Genomic DNA, 17,184 nt, shown 5'->3' with positions numbered 1-17,184 from the left:
AGCAGGTCACATATTCGGATAGTTCGGCCCGCCGCCACCCTCTGGCGTCACCCAATTGATGTTCTGGTTGGGGTCCTTGATGTCGCAGGTCTTGCAGTGGACGCAGTTCTGCGAGTTGATCTGGAACTTGGGCTCGCCGGTCTTCTCGTCGGTCAGCCATTCGTAGACCCCCGCCGGGCAATAGCGCGCCGAGGGGCCGCCGAAGACGCCGAGTTCGCTCACCTTCTGCAGCTCGAGGTCCTTCACCTGCAGGTGGCAGGGCTGGTCCTCGGCGTGGTTGGTGTAGCTGTAGGCGACGTTGGTCAGGCGGTCGAAGGTGATCACGCCGTCGGGCTTGGGGTAGGCGATCTTGGGATAGAGATCGGCGCGGCCGGTGTAGGTGTAGTCCGGCTTGTGCTTCATGCTGATCGGCAGACCGATCTTCAATGTGCGCATCCACATGTCGATCCCCGCGAGCGCGGTGCCGATATCGCCGCCGTACTTGGCGACCGCGGGCTGAGCGTTCTGGACGAGCTTCAGCTCGGTCGCGATCCAGCTGGAGCGGACCGCCGCGTCGTAGTCCGATAGTTCGGTGTTGGCGTTACCCGCCGCAATCGCCGCCGCGATGCTCTCGGCCGCCAGCATCCCGCTCTTCATCGCGGTGTGGCTGCCCTTGATGCGCGGCACATTGACGAAGCCCGCCGCGCAGCCGATCAGCGCCCCGCCCGGGAAGGCGAGCTTGGGGACCGACTGCCAGCCGCCCTCGTTGATCGCGCGCGCGCCGTAGGACACCCGCTTGCCGCCTTCGAGATATTCGCGGATCGCCGGGTGGTTCTTCCAGCGCTGGAATTCCTGATAGGGCGACACCCAGGGGTTCTTGTAATCGAGCGCAGTCACGAAGCCCAAGGCCACCTGACCATTGGCCTGGTGGTAGAGGAAGCCCCCGCCCCAGCTGTCGCTCTCGGTGAGAGGCCAGCCCTGCGTATGGATCACGCGGCCCGGCTTGTGTTTCTTGGGATCGATGTCCCACAGCTCCTTGATGCCGAGGCCGTAGACCTGCGGCTGGCAGTTCGCCTCGAGGTCGAACTTCGCCTTCATGCGCTTGGTCAGGTTCCCGCGCGCGCCTTCGGCGAACAGGGTGTACTTGGCGTGGATCTCCATGCCGGGCTGGTAATCGCCCTTGTGCGAGCCATCCGCCGCCACGCCCATGTCCTGCGTGATCACGCCCGCGACCGCGCCGCTTTCATCGAACATCACCTCGGCGGCGGGGAAGCCCGGGAACACCATGACTCCCAGCCCCTCGGCCTGTTCGGCGAGCCAGCGGGTCATGTTGCCGAGGCTACCGGTATAGCAGCCGTGGTTGCTCATCAGCGGCGGCATGATCGCGTGGGGGAGCGAGGTCTTGCCGGTCTTCGAGAGAACCCAGTGCCAGTTGTCGGTCACCGGGGTTTCCGCCATCGGACAGCCCATCTCGCGCCACTCGGGGAAGAGCTCGCTCAGCGCCTTGGGATCGACCACCGCGCCTGACAGGATATGCGCGCCGATTTCCGAACCCTTCTCGAGCACGATCACTTCGAGCTCGGCGTTGATCTGCTTCAGCCTGATCGCCGCGGAGAGCCCCGCCGGGCCGCCGCCGACGATCACCACGTCGCAGGGCATTGATTCACGTTCGCTCATCGCGGTTTCCTGATCCTTGTTGGTTTTGACCGCGCGGCGGCCACAGTCTGGCGATATGCCTTGTCCGTCCACTTGCTAAGCGCTCGGCAGACAGTCAAGAGCCGCATTGGATAGCATGACCCCCCGATGAGCCCGCCCGCCCCTTCGCTTGCGCAAGAATTCGAGAGCGCACTGGCCTGGTGGCAGCTGGCCGGGGTCGACTGCAACTTTGCCGATGACGCTACGACGTGGCTGGCCGATCCGCAGGCGGCCGCTGCAGCTGGTGCGGCGCAGCGCGCTCCTGCCAAGCCTGCCAGTGCCAAGGCCCCGGTTTCCGAGCGCCAAGATATTGTTGCGCACCCCGAAGCACCCGCACGCGTGACCTCCCCGCGCCGCGACTGGCTGGGCGAATCGCCCCCTGCCGACCTTGCCGCCTTCCGCCAATGGTGGATGGAGACTCCGGGACTCTCGCCCTCGCACGGCTTCCCCCGCGTGCCGCCGCGCGGAGAGCAGGCCGCGGCGCTGATGGTGCTTGTGTCCCAGCCCGAGGCCGACGACCGCGAGCGGCTGCTCGATGGCCCGCAAGGCCGCCTGCTCGCCAATATCCTCGCCGCGATGGGCCTCGATGAAAGCGCGGTCTACATCGCCGCCGCGCTCCCCGCCCATGCGCCGATGGCCGATCTCCCGATGCTGGCAGCGGGCGGCATGGATGCGGTGACGGCGCACCATGTGAAGCTGGTCGCGCCCGCGCGCCTCATCGCCTTCGGCAGCGCGCTGGGGCCGATGCTCGGCGCGCGCCCGGAACAGGCTTTACGTGAAATCAACTATATCGCGGGCAATGTCCCGGTTCTGTCGAGCGAAGCGCTCGATGCCCTGATGGACATGCCCCGGCTCAAGGCCCGGTTCTGGCGGAGATGGATGGAATGGTCGGCAGCACACTGAAGCGCTCGGGAGCAGCGCTGGCGGCGATGGTGCTGGCGACGGCCGGCATCCACGCCCCGGCCGCCGCGCAGGCGGGCGATCTGGTGGCGCGCTGGAATGGCGCGACTCCGGAAGACCGCGCGCTGACGCCAGTGCTCTCTGCCGAGGAACGCGGCATCTATCGCCAGATCTTCGCCGCGATCGATGCCGAGCAATGGACCGAGGTCGAAAGCCTCGTTGCCCGGCTGCCCGGCGGCGTGCTGACCCAGGCAGCGCTTGCCGAGTACTACACCCACGCCAAGAGCCCCAAGGTCTCGGCCGAACAGATCGCGCAGTGGTTTGCCGCGGGCACCGATCTGCCGCAGGCCGAACAGCTCGCCAAGATGGGCGCCAAGCGCGGGCTGACCGTGCTGCCCGCGCTGCCCGGCGCGCAAGGGTTCCAGCGCCAGCCCTATGCGCCCAAGCGCATGCTTCCGCGCCCGGTGAGCGACGGCACCATGCCCGCCGTGACCGCGAGCGCGATCATGGCGGCGATCAAGGCTGACAACCCCGCCGAGGCCCAGCGCCTGCTCGCCGAAGCCGACCCTATGCTCTCGGGCGATGCACGCGCCGAGTGGCGCCAGCGCGTGGCCTGGAGCTACTACATCGAGAACCAGGACAGCGCCGCGCTCGAACTCGCGCGCACCGTGGTCGAAGGCACGGGAGAATGGGTGCCCGAAGGCGCGTGGGTCGAGGGGCTCGCCGCCTGGCGCATGGGCTATTGCCAGCTGGCGGGCGAGGCCTTTGCGCGCGTCTCCGAACGCGCTTCCAATGTCGAACTCGCCGCCGCGGGGCACTACTGGGCGAGCCGCGCTGCCGTCCGCTGCCGCGAGCCGGCGCAGGCGCAGGCGCATCTCAGCGCCGCCGCGCAGATGGACGAGACACTCTACGGCATGCTCGCCGCCGACCAGCTCGGGGTGGAACTGCCGCAGCACGCCCCGCCGGCCCCGCTCAGCCGCGAAGACTGGAGCGAGCTCAGGCAGCGCCCCAATGTCCGCGTCGCCGCCGCGCTGGTCGAGATCGGCCGCCCCGCGCTCGCCGACGAAGTGCTGCGTTACGAGGCGAAGATCGGACCGGCCTACCAGTATGACGCCCTCGCCCGCCTTGCGCGCGAGCTTGGCCTGCCCTCGACCCAGCTGTTCATGGCGCAGAACGCGCCCTACGGGATGAGCAGCGAACCGAGCTTGCGCTTCCCGGTCGCCTATTGGCAGCCGGTGGGCGGCTGGCAGGTCGATCCGGCACTGGCCTTTGCCCATGCCTTGCAGGAATCGAATTTTCGGGCCGCCGCCGTCAGCCCCGCCAATGCCCGCGGCCTCATGCAGATCATGCCCGGCACCGCGCGCGACCATTCGGGCCGCCTCAGCCTTGGCGCCTCCTACGAGGACTTGAACGACCCGCAGGTCAACCTCGCCTATGGCCAGCGCCATCTCGAAATGCTGCGCGACAGCCCGGCCACAGGCGGCGCACTCCCCAAGATCATGGCCGCCTACAACGCCGGCCTCACCCCGGTCGGGCGCTGGAATTCCGAGATCAACGACCAGAACGATCCGCTGCTGTGGATGGAATCGATCCCCTATTGGGAGACCCGCAGCTATGTCGCGATCGTGATGCGCAATTACTGGATGTACGAGCGCGCCGCGGGCGTGCAGTCGGCCAGTCGCCGCGCGCTGGCGCAAGGACGCTGGCCCGAGTTTCCGCAAGCTGCTACCACCCGCTCCGCAAGCCGGGAGCGGTAGAGGAGCAAGCAGCGCGTGGCGATTGACGAAACAAGGCTTTTCAAGCCGATAAATATCGCTGTTCTCACGGTTTCTGACACGCGCACGCCGGAGACGGATACCTCGGGCGATATTCTCGCAGCCCGCGTGACGGGTGCGGGGCACAACATCGCCGCGCGGCTGATCGTCAAGGACGACGCTGCATTACTGGCTGCGCAATTCGAGGCCTGGATCGACGATCCCGCGATCGACGCGGTGGTCTCCACCGGCGGCACGGGCCTGACGGGCCGCGACGTGACCCCCGAGGCACTGGCCATGGTCAAGGGCGCGCGCGAGATCCCGGGCTTTGGCGAGCTGTTCCGCTGGCTCAGTTTCAAGACCATCGGCACCAGCACCGTGCAGTCGCGCGCGCTCGCGGTGGTGGCGCGAGGGACCTATATCTTCGCCCTCCCCGGATCGAACGGCGCGGTCAAGGACGGGTGGGACGGCATCCTCGCCGAGCAGCTCGACAGCCGCAACCGCCCCTGCAATTTTGTGGAACTGATGCCGCGCCTCAAAGAGGTCTGACGGCCTCGTGCGGACTTGCGGAACACTCAGATGTTCCGTAAATGTTCCACGTGAAACATTCGGCAGTCAGAGGGCGCGGGGCGCAATCGGGGCAGGTTCCCACCCGCTTCGGGCTTGCCGAGCGTGAAGTCGATGGCGACTGGCGCGACTATGTCGCCACGCTCGATGGCCCGCCCGTCAAACTGCGCACCACCGTCACCGAGGAGCGCCCCAAGTCGATCCTCACCTTCAACCAATCGCCCGACGTCCCCTTCGACCGCTCGATCAACGCCTATCGCGGGTGCGAGCATGGCTGCGTCTATTGCTTCGCCCGCCCGACCCACGCCTATCACGACCTCTCGCCCGGGCTCGATTTCGAGACGAAGCTCTTCGCCAAGCCCGATGCGGCCGCCTTGCTGCGCGCGACGCTGGCCAAGAAGGGCTATGCCCCCAAGCCGATCGCGCTCGGCACCAACACCGACCCCTATCAGCCGATCGAGCGCGATTACCGCATCACCCGCCAGATCCTCGAGGTCTGTCTCGAGACGCGCCACCCCGTCACCATCACCACCAAGTCGGACCGGGTGCTGCAAGACGCCGACCTGCTGCAAGCGATGGCGCGCGAAAAGCTGGTGGCGGTGTCGGTCTCGGTGACGACGCTCGATCCGGCGCTTTCCGCAAAACTCGAGCCGCGTTGCGCTGCACCGTCCAAACGATTGATCGCACTTGGAAAGCTTGTTGAACTGGGGGTGCCCGTGCACTGCTCGCTCTCGCCCGTGATCCCGGCGATCACCGACGAGTTCATGGAGGGCATCATCGCCCGCGCGGGCGAGCTTGGGGTGCGCAGCGTCGGCTGGATCCCCCTGCGTCTCCCCCACGAAGTCGCCCCGCTGTTCCGCGAATGGCTGGCCGTCCACTATCCCGAGCGCGCGGGCAAAGTCATGAGCATTGTCAGACAAATGCGCGGCGGACGTGACAATGATCCGAACTTCCACAGCCGCATGAACCCGCAAGGCGTGTGGGCCGACCTGTTCCGTGCGCGCTTCCGGCTCGCGTGCCGCAAGGCGGGGATCGGGAAGGCCCGCTTCGAACTCGATTGCACCCGCTTCCGCCCGCCACAAAGGGATGGCCAATTGTCCCTGCTGTGATACGACTGGGCGCACCACGCGATCACTCAGGGGGACTCATGCGCTGGACCGTTCTTGCTGCCGCCGCCGCTCTGGCTTTCACCACCACCGGCGCGCAGGCGCAGAGCATCCAGCACTTCACCCGCGCCGATTTCGAGCGCGCGCTGGTCGAAGCCGGGGCCACGATCACCACCCAGGACCCCAAGGCCGAGCGGATCGATTTCGAGTTCGACGGCGGCGTGGTCGCCGATGCGCTGCTGCTCGCCTGCGAGGACAATGCCGCCAAGACCAAGTGCCTCGGCTCCTCGATGCTCGCAACCTTCGAGGCCGAAGACCGCACCCGCGAGCAGATCATCGAGGCGATCAACACCTACAACTACAAGGAAAATTTCGGCCGCGCCTATCTTGATGAGGACGGCACGATCTCGGTCAGAATGTACATCATCGCCGACGGCGGCATCACCCGCGCGAACTATGCGAGCCAGATCGGCCTGTGGTTCGCGTCGGTCTCGGACTTCTTCGGCTACCTCTACGGCGAGTGATCGGCTAGCCGAACCCTTCCCCCGCCTCGCCCGGAGCAAAGCGCACCAACCGGCTGTCGACCAGCGCGGCGGTGCGGTTGACCACTGCGCGTTGATACTCCGGATCCTTGATCATCGCGAAGAAGGCTCCGGCATTGGGGTATTGCGCGATGAAGGCGTCGTGCCAGCGCTCGCCTTCGGGGCCGGTCGCGACCGTCTCGAACCGCCCGCGCCACAGGATCTGCCCGCCGAGCTTGCGGAAGATCGGGCCGGAGGTGACGCCATATTCCTCGTAGGCGCGCCGCCCGCTCCAGCCCTTGCCCGCGTGCTCGTGGCCTTCGGGATACTCGGCAAGGTCGCGATAGAGCAGCAGGTTGAGCATGTTGATCGGCGTGTCGCGCGGCAGATCCTTGAAGGCCTGGAAGTTCGCCGCCGAGGGGTCGATATAGGTTTCACAGGTCACGTCCGATCCTCCCTCAAATCACATTGCATATAGACCGTATCGAGCAGCCGCCCGAATTTCTTGCCGACATTGCGCATCCGCCCGGCATGGACGAAGCCGCATTTGGCGTGGAGCGCGACCGAGGCAGGCTCGCCCCCGCCGATCACGGCGAGCATCTGTTGAAACCCCGCCGCGCGCGCGGCCGCGATCAGCGCGGGGAGCAGAACGCTCCCCACACCGGCTCCGCGCGCCTCGTGCGAGACATAGATGCTGTCCTCGCAGGTGTGCGCATAGGCCGCCCTGTCTCGGAAGCCGGCGGCGTAGGCATAGGCGATGACTCCGCCCTCCTGCTCGGCGACGAGGAAGGGAAGCGCCCGTGCGGCGAAATCGGCGAGCTTCTCCGCCCACACGCTCGCATCGGGCGCGGCGGTGTCGAAGGTCGCGGTGCCGTGCGCCACGTGCCATTCGTAAATCGCGGCGATGGCCTGCGCGTCACCCTGCTGCGCAGGCCGGATCGTCACATCAGGCAAGCGTGTAGTCCTTGAACCTGTCGCGCAGGTCCTTCTTGCTGATCTTGCCGGTCGCGGTGTGGGGGATGTCGTCGACGAACTCGACCGCGTCGGGCATCCACCACTTGGCGATCTGGGGCTTCAAATGCTCGAGGATGTCGTTGGCGCAGCACTCGGCCCCGGCCTTCTTCACCACGAACAGCACCGGGCGCTCGTCCCACTTGGGGTGGGGGATGCCGATGCACGCGGCCTCCGCCACCGCAGGATGCCCGCAGGCGGCGTTCTCGAGCTCGACCGAGCTGATCCACTCGCCGCCCGACTTGATCACATCCTTGGTGCGGTCGGTCAGCTGGAGCGTGCCGTCGGGGTGGATGATGCCGACGTCGCCGGTGTCGAACCACCCGTCATTGCCGACCGCATCCTTCTCGGCCTTGAAGTAGCGCTTGATGATCCACGGCCCCCGGATCTGAAGCGCGCCACTGGTCTTGCCGTCGCGCGGCAGTTCGGTGGACATATCCGAGAGGTCGACGGTGCGCAGCTGCACGCCGAAGATCGGGCGGCCCTGCATCGCGGTCTTCTCGATCTTCTCTTCCAGAGTGAGCGTGTCCCAGTCCCAGGTCGGCCCGCCGACCGTGCCGATGGGCGAGGTCTCGGTCATCCCCCAGGCGTGCTGGACGCGGGTGCCGTTCTTCATCAGCCGCTCGATCATGAACTTGGGCGCCGCCGATCCGCCGATGGTGGCGGCCTTCAGCGGCGGCAGGTCGAGGCCATTGGCGTCGCAATACTGGAAATGCGCGAGCCACACGGTCGGCACGCCCGCAGAATCGGTGACGCCCTCGCGGATCATCAGATCGTGGAGCACCGCCGGGTCGTTCACCGCCGAGAACACGAACTTGATCCCCGCCATCGCCCCCGCATAGGGCAGGCCCCAGCTCGCCGCGTGGAACATCGGCACCACGGGCAACATCACCGAGGCGCTCGAGAAGTTGAACGCGGCCGATTGCAGCCCCGCCATGGCGTGCATCACGGTCGAGCGGTGCTCGTATTGCACGCCCTTGGGATTGCCGGTGGTGCCCGAGGTGTAGCAGATCATGCAAGGGTCGGTCTCGGGGCCGGTGAACCATTCGAAATCGCCGTCCTCGGCGCCGATCCATTCCTCGAAAGCGGTCGTGTGCTCGCCGCTATCGTAGCAGATATAATGCTCGACCGTGGTCCAGCGCGCCTTCATCCGGTCGACGATCGGCTGGAACGCCGCGTCATAGCACAGCACCCGGTCCTCGGCGTGGTTGACGATGTATTCGAGCTGGTCGTCGAACAGGCGCGGGTTCACCGTGTGGAGCACCCCGCCCATCCCTGCGACGCCATACCAACTGACGAGGTGGCGCGCGTGGTTCATCGCGAGGCTCGCGACCTTGTCGCCCGGCTTCAGCCCCAGGCGCTGCAAGGCCTGCGCCATCTTCAGCGCATCGGCCCGGATGCCCGCCCAGTCGGTGCGGGTGATGCTGCCATCGGCCCAGCGGCTGACGATCTCGCGCCCGCCCGCCTCGCGCGCGGCGTGATCGATCACCGCGGTCACCCGCATCGTCCAGTCCTGCATTGCTCCGAGGCGCGTGGTCGCCATGGTCCGTCTCTCTCCTGTCTGTGGTTGGCCCGTGCCGTGCATGGCACAGTGTATCATCAGCGTTCATGCCGCGCGTGTGCCCGCTTGGCAATCGCTTCGCCCAATAGCGGGCACGGCCTGCCTTGCGCGATGCAACAATCGACACTTTGCAGACCTTGCCTCTCACCCGCCGGAACGGCCGCGCCCCCGCGCGCGGTCCGGGGCTCCTCTCCGGGTGCCGGCGGACCCCTGAATCATGAGGTAACAGGATAATGAAAAGAACGACATTCTGGATGGTCGGCGCAGCTGCGGCTGCCCTTGCCGTGCCGGCGCACGCCGACGGGCCCTATATCGGGATCGAGGGCGGCGTCAGCCTGAAGGACAAGGTGACGGTCGATGTCGACACGCCGCCGGCCGAAGGCGACTTCACCCGCGCGGCCACGGCTCGCACCAAGGTCGGGATCGATGGCGACGTGATCCTCGGCTACGACTTCGGCCCCTTCCGGCTCGAGGCCGAGGGCGGCTACAAGAACGCCAAGTACCGCAGCCTGACGATCGAGAACACCGGCATCCTGCCCACCGGCGTCACCGTTCCGGTCGGCACCGTGGTCCAGAACGAGCGCGATCTCGAAATCTGGAGCGGGATGGTCAATGCCCTGGTCGAGATCGGCAAAGATGACGGCTTCCAGATCTACGGCGGCGGCGGTCTGGGCCTCGCACGGGTGGAACTTCCGGTCGAGGTGGCCGGCGTCGGCACGGTGATCGACGACAAGGATACGGACTTCGCCTGGCAGCTGATCGGCGGCCTGCGCTTCCCGGTCACCCGCAATGTCGATCTCGGGGTCAAGTACCGCTATTTCAACGTCGACGATTTCCGCCTGACGGCGGCCAACGGCAATGGTCTCAACGGGGACTATTCGGCGCATTCGGTGCTGGCGAGCCTGATCGTCAACTTCGGCGGCCGCGAGGAGCAAGCACCCCCGCCGCCGCCTCCCCCGCCGCCCCCGCCTCCGCCGCCTCCCCCGCCGCCGCCTCCGCCCCCTCCGCCGCCCCCGCCGCCGCCGCAGGTGCAGTGCAATACCGGGCCCTTCATCGTGTTCTTCGACTTCGATCGTTCGGACATCAGCCCCGAGGCCTCGAGCATCCTCAACAATGCCGCAAGCGCCTATGCCAATTGCGGCTCGGCGCGGGTGATGCTGGCCGGGCACACCGACACGTCGGGCAGCGCGCAGTACAACCAGGGTCTCGCCCAGCGCCGCAATGCGGCGGTGCAGAGCTACCTGGCCGGGCGCGGGGTGCCCTCGGGCATGATCACGGGTCAGGCCTTCGGCGAAAGCCAGCCGCGCGTGCCCACCGCCGACGGGGTGCGCGAGCCGCAGAACCGCCGGGTCGAGATCACTTACGGCCCGGGTTCGGGGATGTAAGGCAAGGAGCCATCAGGCTTTACCCGAGGAAGGGGCCGGAGCGATCCGGCCCCTTTTTCTATGCCACCAGCCTGAGATTGCCGCGCTTCTTCAAGGGCGCAAGGCTGACCTTGGCGATCCCCGCGACGCTCGCAAGCCGCTCGGCCAGCTCGCCCGTCAGCACGAAGTTGCGCCCGAGGCACATCCGCGCCTGCCCGCCATCGGCCAGCATCAGGTTCACCACCACCTCGCCCGCGCCGATCGGCCGGTCGCCGCGCGCAAGGTCGAGCTCGATCTTTAGCTCAAGAAGGGCATCGAGACTCGTGATCTCGGCGGAGAGTTCCATCGCGGTCGTCCCGCTCACCGCGGCGAGCGGCCGCGCGCCGCGCACGGTGAGGCGGGGCGGCTCATCGGGGTTGGGCGAATCGAGTTCGACCGTCAGCAGCAGGCACTCGCCCGCCGCCGCCCAGCGCTCGAAATCGGGCACCAGAGCTTCCTCGAAACAGGCCGCCGAGAACTGGCCCGACGAGTCCGAGAAGTCCGCGCGCACAAAGGTGCCGCCCTTGCGGGTGCGCGCCTTGGTGATGCCTTCGACCAGCGCCGCCATCACCGCCGTCCCGCGCCCGCCCGGCGGCGCGCCGGCTTCCATCAGGCTCTGATAGGTGCGCGCGCCATTGGCGCTGGCGGCCTCGCGATATTGCGCCACGGGGTGCGCCGAGAAGTAAAAGCCGAAATTCTCGCGCTCCTTGGCCATCTTCTCAGGGCGGCTCCACGGTGCGCAGGGTTGCAGGCGCAGTTCTTCCGCCGGGCCGGCATCGCCGCCGAACAGCCCGGCCTGCCCGCTGCTGCGTTCGCGGATCGCGGCATCGGCGACCGCCATCAGGTGCTCGGCATTGGCGAAGAGCAGCCCGCGGTCGGGCTCCAAGCCGTCGAAGGCACCCGCGCAGATCAGACCTTCCAATTGGCGGCGGTTCATCGTGCCCTGCGGCACCCGCTCGAACAGGTCCTTGAGGCTGGCGAAGGGCCCGTTCGCCTGCCGCTCGGCGACAATCGCCTCCATCGCCTTCTCGCCGACATTGCGGATCCCTGCGAGGGCATAGCGCACAGCATAGCCCGTATCGGTCTGCTCGACAGTAAATTCGGCCTCCGAGGCGTTGATGCAGGGCGGCAGCACCTCGACCCCGCCCTGCCCGTTGGGATAGCGGCGCGCATCGTCGACGAAGACGTTCAGCTTCTCCGACTGGTGCATATCGAAGCACATCGAGGCGGCGTAGAATTCCTCCGGGTAGTGCGCCTTCATCCATGCGGTCTGGTAGGCGAGCAGCGCATAGGCGGCGGCGTGCGACTTGTTGAAGCCATAGCCTGCGAACTTGTCGATCAAGTCGAACAGCTCGTTGGCGCGCTTGGGTTCGATGTCGGAGTTGGCCTTGCACCCTTCGACAAAGCGCCCGCGCTGGGCGTCCATCTCGGCCTGCACCTTCTTGCCCATCGCGCGGCGCAGCAGGTCCGCGTCGCCGAGCGAGTAGCCGGCGAGCACCTGCGCGGCCTGCATCACCTGTTCCTGGTAGACGAAGATCCCGTAGGTCTCGGCGAGGATGCCTTCCAGTTTGGGGTGCGGGTATTCGATGGCTACCACCCCCGCCTTGCGCTGGCCGAACAGCGGGATGTTGTCCATCGGGCCGGGGCGATAGAGCGAAACGAGCGCGATGATGTCGCCGAAGTTGGTGGGCTTCACCGCCTTGAGCGTGCGGCGCATGCCTTCGGATTCCAGCTGGAACACCCCCACGGTGTTGCCCGCCTGCATGAGGTGGTAGACCTGCGCGTCGTCGAGCGGCAGCGCGCCGAGGTCGATGGCGATCCCGCGCTTTTCCAAGAGGTCGACCGCCTTCCGCAGCACGGAAAGCGTCTTCAGCCCGAGGAAGTCGAACTTCACCAGCCCCGAGCTTTCGACATATTTCATGTCGAACTGCGTCACCGGCATGTCCGAGCGCGGATCGCGGTAGAGCGGCACCAGCTGCGCCAGCGGCCGGTCGCCGATCACCACGCCCGCCGCGTGGGTCGAGGAATTGCGCGGGAGGCCTTCGAGCTGCATCGCAAGATCGACGAGGCGCTTCACCTCCTTGTCGTTGTCGTATTCGCGCTTGAAGTCCGCCGCGCCGTTCAAGGAGCGCGGCAGCGTCCAGGGGTCGGTCGGATGGTTGGGCACCATCTTGCACAGGCGGTCGACCTGCCCGTAGCTCATCTGCAGGATGCGCCCGCAATCGCGCAGCACCGCGCGGGCCTTCAACTTGCCGAAGGTGATGATCTGCGCGACGTGGTCGCTGCCGTATTTTTGCTGGACGTATCGGATCACCTCGCCGCGCCGCGTTTCGCAGAAGTCGATATCGAAGTCGGGCATCGACACGCGTTCGGGGTTGAGGAAGCGCTCGAACAGCAGGCCCAGCTTGATCGGATCGAGATCGGTGATGGTCAGCGCCCAGGCCACCGCCGAGCCCGCCCCCGAGCCGCGCCCCGGCCCCACCGGAATGCCCTGTTCCTTGGCCCACTTGATAAAGTCGGCAACGATCAGGAAGTAGCCGGGGAAGCCCATCTTCACGATCACGTCGATCTCGAATTCGAGCCGGTCGGCGTAGACCTTGCGCTCCTCGTCGGTGAGATCGGGGTAGGCGGCGAGGCGCGCCTCCAGACCCTTGCGCGAGTCCTCCGCCAGCATCTTCGCCTCGCCCGCCAGATCGCCCGCAAGGCTCGGCAGGATCGGCTTGCGATAGGGCGGCGCGAAGGCGCAGCGCTGGGCGATGACGAGGGTGTTGGCGGTGGCCTCGGGGAGGTCGGCGAAGGCCTCCTCCATCATGCTGGCGTGCTTGACGAAGGCCTGCGGGTTGGAGCGCGGGCGCTCGTCGGCATCGATCTGGGTCGAATTTGCGATGCACAGCATGGCGTCATGCGCCTTGTGCATATGGGGCTCGGCGAAGTTGGCAGGGTTGGTGGCGACCAGAGGGAGATCGCGGGCGTAGGCCAAGTCGACCAACGCATCCTCGGCGCGCTCGCAGACGGGATCGCCCGCGCGGGCGAGTTCGATGTAGAGCCGGCCGGGGAACAGCGCTTCCAGCTTCTCGATCAGCCGCAAACCCGCATCCTGCTGCCCCTCGGCAAGCAGCCGCGTGAGCCCCCCCTCGCCCGCACCCGTCAGCGCGATCAGGCCATCGGTTCGGCCCTCGAGATCGGCCAGCGTGACGTGCGGATCGCGCTCCAACGGGCGATCGAGGTGCGCGGCCGAGACGAGATGGCACAGGTTGTCGTAGCCCGTATCACCTTGCGCAAAGAGCGGCAGGTAATCGACCGTCCCCCTGTCATCGCCCCGTGCGACGCCCAGCAGCGTGCCGATGATCGGCTGCACGCCTTCGCCCTTACACGCGGCGGCGAAGGCCATGATCCCGTAGAGGCCGTTGCGATCACAGATCGCGATCGCCGGAAAGCCCAGCTCTTTCGCCAGCTTGGCGATGTCCTTCGGGTCGATCGCCCCCTCGAGCATCGAATAGGACGAGAGCAAACGCAAGGGGACGAAGGGGGCGAAAGGCATGATCCCAAGCTAGAATATGCGGCGGATTTCGCAACGTGGCACGGCGGCAAATTCTCCACAGATCCCCGCGGCAGCGTCAGGCGGCGATCTAGATCACGCCATAGGTGAAAGCGCCGCCGACCAGCAGCGTCAGCGCCACGTGCTTCGTATGCGGCGAGGTCGAAAAGCCCTTTCGGATCAGGATGATGATTGCGGCGACCCACCATGCCAGCCAGCTGACGCTGCACAGCCGGACCGCCGTCCCTCCGTCGATCGCTCTTGTGAGCAAAAGCAGCCCCGCCGCAATCGCGACGACGACCGGCGCCCAAAGCGGCGCGCGCAGCGCAAGGGGGAAGCCATCGCCGTTCATGCTCGGGCGATTACAGCAGCGCCTCGATGTCCTTGGCGATCGCCTCGGGCTTGTCGGTGGGCGCATAGCGCTTCACCACCTTGCCATCGCGGCCGATCAGGAACTTCGTGAAATTCCACTTGATCGCGGTGGTGCCCATGAGGCCCTTCTTCTCCGACTTCATCCAGTCGAACAGCGGCGAGGCATCCGCGCCGTTGACGTCGATCTTGGCCATCAGCGGGAAGGTGACGCCGAAATTGATCTTGCAGAACTGCTCGATCTCGTCGGCATTGCCGGGCTCCTGCGCGCCGAACTGGTTGCAGGGGAAACCCAGCACCTCGAAGCCGCGGTCCTTGTAGGTCTGGTAGAGCTTTTCGAGCCCGTCATACTGGTAGGTGAAGCCGCATTTGCTCGCGGTGTTGACCACCAGCAGCACGGTCCCAAGCTTCTCCTTCAGCGCCAGCTCGGCCCCGCGGTTGGTGGTGACGGTGAAATCGGCAATCGTCGTCATGCAAGGCCCTTCTCTTGTGCGAGTGTAAGGACTTCGCTCACCCCGAGCGACTGCCCGCCCGAAACCGCGACCACCAGCCGGGCGCGCTGCGCGCTGTCCATTGCGGCGACTGCTGCGACGATGTCACGCAAGGGGCCGGTCTTCAGCTCGGTGAAATTGTATTGTAGCTCCGAACCCTCGTCGTCGCGCTCGTGGAGCGTCGCTTCGGCATTCCAGTCAAGTTCGGCCATGTGGTCCCCCTTCGCCGTCCCCACGCTGGTTCGCACGAGCGCGGCGACAGATCAACTGCCCACCGGCCCAAAGCGGGAATGCAAGGGCGCGCCTGTCAGATCAGCACGCCTTCCTTCAGCCGCACCACCCGGTCCATCTTCGCCGCCAGCCGCTCGTTGTGGGTGGCGACCAGCGCTGCGCTGCCCTCGCCCCGCACCAGCGCGAGGAACTGGGCGAGCACGGTGTCGGCGGTGTGCTCGTCGAGATTGCCGGTCGGCTCGTCCGCCAGCACCAGCGTCGGCCGGTTGGCGAGCGCGCGGGCGACGGCGACGCGCTGCTGCTCGCCGCCCGACAGCTGGCTCGGGCGGTGGGTCAGGCGGTGGCCGAGCCCGAGGCTGGTCAGCAGGCTCTCGGCCCGCGCCTCGGCCTCGGCGCGGGGGGTGCCGAGGATCATCTGCGGCATCACCACATTCTCGCGCGCGTCGAAATCGGGCAGGAGGTGGTGGAACTGGTAGACGAAGCCCAGATGCTCCCGCCTGAGCTTCGTGCGCGCGTCGCCCGCGAGCGCCTCGGCGGCCGTGCCCGCGATGCTGATCCCGCCCTCGAACCCGCCTTCCAGCAGGCCCACGGCTTGCAGCAGCGTCGACTTGCCCGAGCCCGAGGGGCCGAGCAGCGCGACGATCTCGCCGGGCTGAATCGCGAGGTCGACCCCGCGCAGCACCTCGATCCGCTCCCCCCCCTGCTCGAAGGCGCGCTTGAGACCCGTAAGGGCGACGATGGGGGCGGCATCACTCATAGCGCAGCACCTGCACCGGATCGGTGTTGGCCGCCTTCAGCGCCGGATAGAGCGTCGCAAGGAAGCTCATCCCGAGCGCCAGCACCACGATCCCGAAGACCTCCCACGGATCGGTCCGCGACGGGAGCGTCGAGAGGAAGCGCACCTCCGGGTCCCAGATCTGCTGGCCGGTGACGAAGGCGATTCCCGCCACGATCGGCTCGCGGAAGAACAGGATGACCGAACCCAGCAGCAGCCCCGTCCCCGTCCCGATCACCCCGATGGTGGTGCCGGTGGTGACGAAGATCTTGAGCAGGCTCCGCCGCGTCGCGCCCATCGTGCGCATGATCGCGATGTCGCGGGTCTTGGCGCGCACCAGCATCACGAGGCTCGAGAGGATGTTGAACGAGGCGACCACGACCATGAAGGACAGCGCGAAGAACATCGCCACGCGCTCGACCTGCAGGGCCTCGAACAGCGCCGAGTTCATCGACTTCCAGTCCGCGATCACGATCCGGCCCGACAGCTTCTCGCGTGCGGGGGCGAGGATCGTGCCGACCTTGTCGGGATTGTCGACCCTCACCTCGATCTGGGCCACCGAATCGCCCATCAAGAGCAGGTTCTGCGCCTCGGCGATGGGCATCATGATGAACTTCTCGTCGAAGGTCGAAATCCCGACCTCGAAGATTGCGCCGACCTCGTAGGGCACCTGGCGCGGCGTCGTGCCGAAGGGGGTCGAACGGCCCGCGGGGTTGATGATGGTGATGACGTCGCCCACCCGCATGCCGAGGTTCTGCGCCAGCCGGCTGCCGACCGCGACGCGCGCGAAGCCCTCGGGCTCGGGCGGCTGCGAGAGCGTCGCGATGTCGCCCAGCAGCACCTTGTCGCGGTAGCCGGCGAGCTCCTTGTCGGCCTGACCGCGCAGCAGGATGCCGTCGACATTGCCGTTGAAGCTGACGAGCAGCGGCTTTTCGATCATCGGGGTTGCGCCGACCACGCCCGGGGTGCTCTCGAGCGTCGCCAGCACGCTCTGCCAGTCCTCGATCCGCCCGCCCACCGACTGCACCACCGCATGGCCGTTCAGTCCGGTGATCTTGTCGAGCAGCTCGCTGCGGAAACCGTTCATGACGCTCATGACGACCACCAGCAGCGCGACCGAGAGCGAGACCACGCCGACCGAGATCGCCGCGACGAGCGCAATGAACGCCTCCCCCCGGCCGGGCCAGAGGTAGCGCTTGGCGATCATCCATTCGAAGGGGGAGAGCATGGGAGGTGAGAGGTGCCCGTTGTTGGCTGAACGCTGCCTGTAGTGCGGCAGGCAC

Annotated in this window: 16 protein-coding genes; 6 read left to right on the top strand and 10 right to left on the bottom strand. The window is 66.9% G+C overall.

Features of this window, described 5'->3' with window-relative positions:
* Window positions 1-6: 6 nt before the first annotated feature.
* Window positions 7-1,656, bottom strand: a complete 1,650-nt coding sequence (locus tag PFX90_RS01230) for an electron transfer flavoprotein-ubiquinone oxidoreductase (protein ID WP_285709615.1) — start codon at window positions 1,654-1,656, stop codon at window positions 7-9.
* A gap of 126 nt (window positions 1,657-1,782) precedes the next feature.
* On the opposite strand from PFX90_RS01230, the gene PFX90_RS01225 reads away from it, so the two are divergent.
* Genes PFX90_RS01225 through PFX90_RS01205 form a run of 5 tightly spaced genes read left to right on the top strand, consistent with a single transcriptional unit; the run spans window position 1,783 to window position 6,525 of the window.
* Window positions 1,783-2,577 carry a uracil-DNA glycosylase family protein gene (locus tag PFX90_RS01225; RefSeq protein WP_285709612.1) on the top strand — a complete coding sequence of 265 codons (795 nt, stop codon included), beginning with the start codon at window positions 1,783-1,785 and terminating at the stop codon, window positions 2,575-2,577.
* Window positions 2,559-4,331, top strand: coding sequence for a lytic transglycosylase domain-containing protein (locus tag PFX90_RS01220; RefSeq protein WP_285709609.1), 1,773 nt, complete (start codon window positions 2,559-2,561; stop codon window positions 4,329-4,331). The genes PFX90_RS01225 and PFX90_RS01220 overlap by 19 nt, the downstream gene beginning before the upstream one ends.
* Window positions 4,332-4,346: 15 nt before the next feature.
* Entirely contained in the window at window positions 4,347-4,877 is a 531-nt protein-coding gene (gene moaB, locus PFX90_RS01215) for a molybdenum cofactor biosynthesis protein B (RefSeq protein WP_285709608.1), read from the top strand.
* Window positions 4,878-4,918: 41 nt separating this feature from the next.
* The gene (locus tag PFX90_RS01210) at window positions 4,919-6,004 is read left to right on the top strand and encodes a PA0069 family radical SAM protein (protein ID WP_285709606.1); all 1,086 of its coding nucleotides are present in this window, start codon (window positions 4,919-4,921) and stop codon (window positions 6,002-6,004) included.
* 38 nt (window positions 6,005-6,042) lie between these two features.
* Window positions 6,043-6,525 (top strand): YbjN domain-containing protein, encoded by a 483-nt coding sequence (locus tag PFX90_RS01205; RefSeq protein WP_285709603.1) that lies wholly within the window; start codon window positions 6,043-6,045, stop codon window positions 6,523-6,525.
* A 4-nt stretch (window positions 6,526-6,529) separates the two neighbouring features.
* Here the strand turns inward: PFX90_RS01205 and PFX90_RS01200 are convergent, their stop codons facing one another.
* Genes PFX90_RS01200 through PFX90_RS01190 form a run of 3 tightly spaced genes read right to left on the bottom strand, consistent with a single transcriptional unit; the run spans window position 6,530 to window position 9,076 of the window.
* Window positions 6,530-6,967, bottom strand: coding sequence for a DUF1330 domain-containing protein (locus tag PFX90_RS01200; RefSeq protein ID WP_285709601.1), 438 nt, complete (start codon window positions 6,965-6,967; stop codon window positions 6,530-6,532).
* Window positions 6,964-7,467, bottom strand: coding sequence for a GNAT family N-acetyltransferase (locus PFX90_RS01195; protein WP_419180078.1), 504 nt, complete (start codon window positions 7,465-7,467; stop codon window positions 6,964-6,966). Before PFX90_RS01195 ends, PFX90_RS01200 begins: the two co-directional genes overlap by 4 nt.
* Window position 7,468: 1 nt before the next feature.
* Window positions 7,469-9,076, bottom strand: a complete 1,608-nt coding sequence (locus PFX90_RS01190) for a long-chain fatty acid--CoA ligase (protein WP_285709598.1) — start codon at window positions 9,074-9,076, stop codon at window positions 7,469-7,471.
* A gap of 251 nt (window positions 9,077-9,327) precedes the next feature.
* Between PFX90_RS01190 and PFX90_RS01185 the strand changes: the two genes are divergently transcribed.
* Window positions 9,328-10,479: an OmpA family protein gene (locus PFX90_RS01185; RefSeq protein ID WP_285709596.1), complete on the top strand. Its 1,152-nt coding sequence runs from the start codon at window positions 9,328-9,330 to the stop codon at window positions 10,477-10,479.
* 58 nt (window positions 10,480-10,537) lie between these two features.
* Here PFX90_RS01185 and dnaE read toward each other — a convergent pair whose 3' ends face one another.
* The 6 genes from dnaE to PFX90_RS01155 form a co-directional block, all read right to left on the bottom strand.
* Complete coding sequence (gene dnaE, locus PFX90_RS01180; protein WP_285709591.1) at window positions 10,538-14,038, bottom strand: DNA polymerase III subunit alpha; 3,501 nt, start codon at window positions 14,036-14,038, stop codon at window positions 10,538-10,540.
* Between the two features lie 88 nt (window positions 14,039-14,126).
* Window positions 14,127-14,387: a hypothetical protein gene (locus PFX90_RS01175; RefSeq protein WP_285709588.1), complete on the bottom strand. Its 261-nt coding sequence runs from the start codon at window positions 14,385-14,387 to the stop codon at window positions 14,127-14,129.
* A 10-nt stretch (window positions 14,388-14,397) separates the two neighbouring features.
* The gene (locus PFX90_RS01170; protein ID WP_285709586.1) at window positions 14,398-14,877 is read right to left on the bottom strand and encodes a glutathione peroxidase; all 480 of its coding nucleotides are present in this window, start codon (window positions 14,875-14,877) and stop codon (window positions 14,398-14,400) included.
* Complete coding sequence (locus PFX90_RS01165) at window positions 14,874-15,107, bottom strand: hypothetical protein (protein ID WP_285709584.1); 234 nt, start codon at window positions 15,105-15,107, stop codon at window positions 14,874-14,876. The genes PFX90_RS01170 and PFX90_RS01165 overlap by 4 nt, the downstream gene beginning before the upstream one ends.
* 95 nt (window positions 15,108-15,202) lie before the next feature.
* Complete coding sequence (locus PFX90_RS01160; protein ID WP_285709581.1) at window positions 15,203-15,883, bottom strand: ABC transporter ATP-binding protein; 681 nt, start codon at window positions 15,881-15,883, stop codon at window positions 15,203-15,205.
* Window positions 15,876-17,129 carry a lipoprotein-releasing ABC transporter permease subunit gene (locus PFX90_RS01155; RefSeq protein WP_285709579.1) on the bottom strand — a complete coding sequence of 418 codons (1,254 nt, stop codon included), beginning with the start codon at window positions 17,127-17,129 and terminating at the stop codon, window positions 15,876-15,878. The genes PFX90_RS01160 and PFX90_RS01155 overlap by 8 nt, the downstream gene beginning before the upstream one ends.
* Window positions 17,130-17,184 lie beyond the last annotated feature (55 nt).

This window comes from Erythrobacter oryzae, from assembly GCF_030271515.1.
Lineage (GTDB): Bacteria > Pseudomonadota > Alphaproteobacteria > Sphingomonadales > Sphingomonadaceae > Erythrobacter > Erythrobacter oryzae.
The sequence above is the reverse complement of the archived record's forward strand: the minus strand, read 5'-3'. Positions and strand labels throughout refer to the sequence as shown.

Excerpts from the sequence above, each read along its gene's own strand:
- PFX90_RS01230 (WP_285709615.1), bottom strand. The coding sequence starts at position 1,656 with ATGAGCGAACGTGAATCAATGCCCTGCGACGTGGTGATCGTCGGCGGC.
- PFX90_RS01225 (WP_285709612.1), top strand. The coding sequence starts at position 1,783 with ATGAGCCCGCCCGCCCCTTCGCTTGCGCAAGAATTCGAGAGCGCACTG.
- PFX90_RS01220 (WP_285709609.1), top strand. The coding sequence starts at position 2,559 with ATGGTCGGCAGCACACTGAAGCGCTCGGGAGCAGCGCTGGCGGCGATG.
- PFX90_RS01210 (WP_285709606.1), top strand. The coding sequence starts at position 4,919 with ATGTTCCACGTGAAACATTCGGCAGTCAGAGGGCGCGGGGCGCAATCG.
- PFX90_RS01205 (WP_285709603.1), top strand. The coding sequence starts at position 6,043 with ATGCGCTGGACCGTTCTTGCTGCCGCCGCCGCTCTGGCTTTCACCACC.
- PFX90_RS01190 (WP_285709598.1), bottom strand. The coding sequence starts at position 9,076 with ATGGCGACCACGCGCCTCGGAGCAATGCAGGACTGGACGATGCGGGTG.
- PFX90_RS01185 (WP_285709596.1), top strand. The coding sequence starts at position 9,328 with ATGAAAAGAACGACATTCTGGATGGTCGGCGCAGCTGCGGCTGCCCTT.
- dnaE (WP_285709591.1), bottom strand. The coding sequence starts at position 14,038 with ATGCCTTTCGCCCCCTTCGTCCCCTTGCGTTTGCTCTCGTCCTATTCG.
- PFX90_RS01175 (WP_285709588.1), bottom strand. The coding sequence starts at position 14,387 with ATGAACGGCGATGGCTTCCCCCTTGCGCTGCGCGCGCCGCTTTGGGCG.
- PFX90_RS01170 (WP_285709586.1), bottom strand. The coding sequence starts at position 14,877 with ATGACGACGATTGCCGATTTCACCGTCACCACCAACCGCGGGGCCGAG.
- PFX90_RS01165 (WP_285709584.1), bottom strand. The coding sequence starts at position 15,107 with ATGGCCGAACTTGACTGGAATGCCGAAGCGACGCTCCACGAGCGCGAC.
- PFX90_RS01160 (WP_285709581.1), bottom strand. The coding sequence starts at position 15,883 with ATGAGTGATGCCGCCCCCATCGTCGCCCTTACGGGTCTCAAGCGCGCC.
- PFX90_RS01155 (WP_285709579.1), bottom strand. The coding sequence starts at position 17,129 with ATGCTCTCCCCCTTCGAATGGATGATCGCCAAGCGCTACCTCTGGCCC.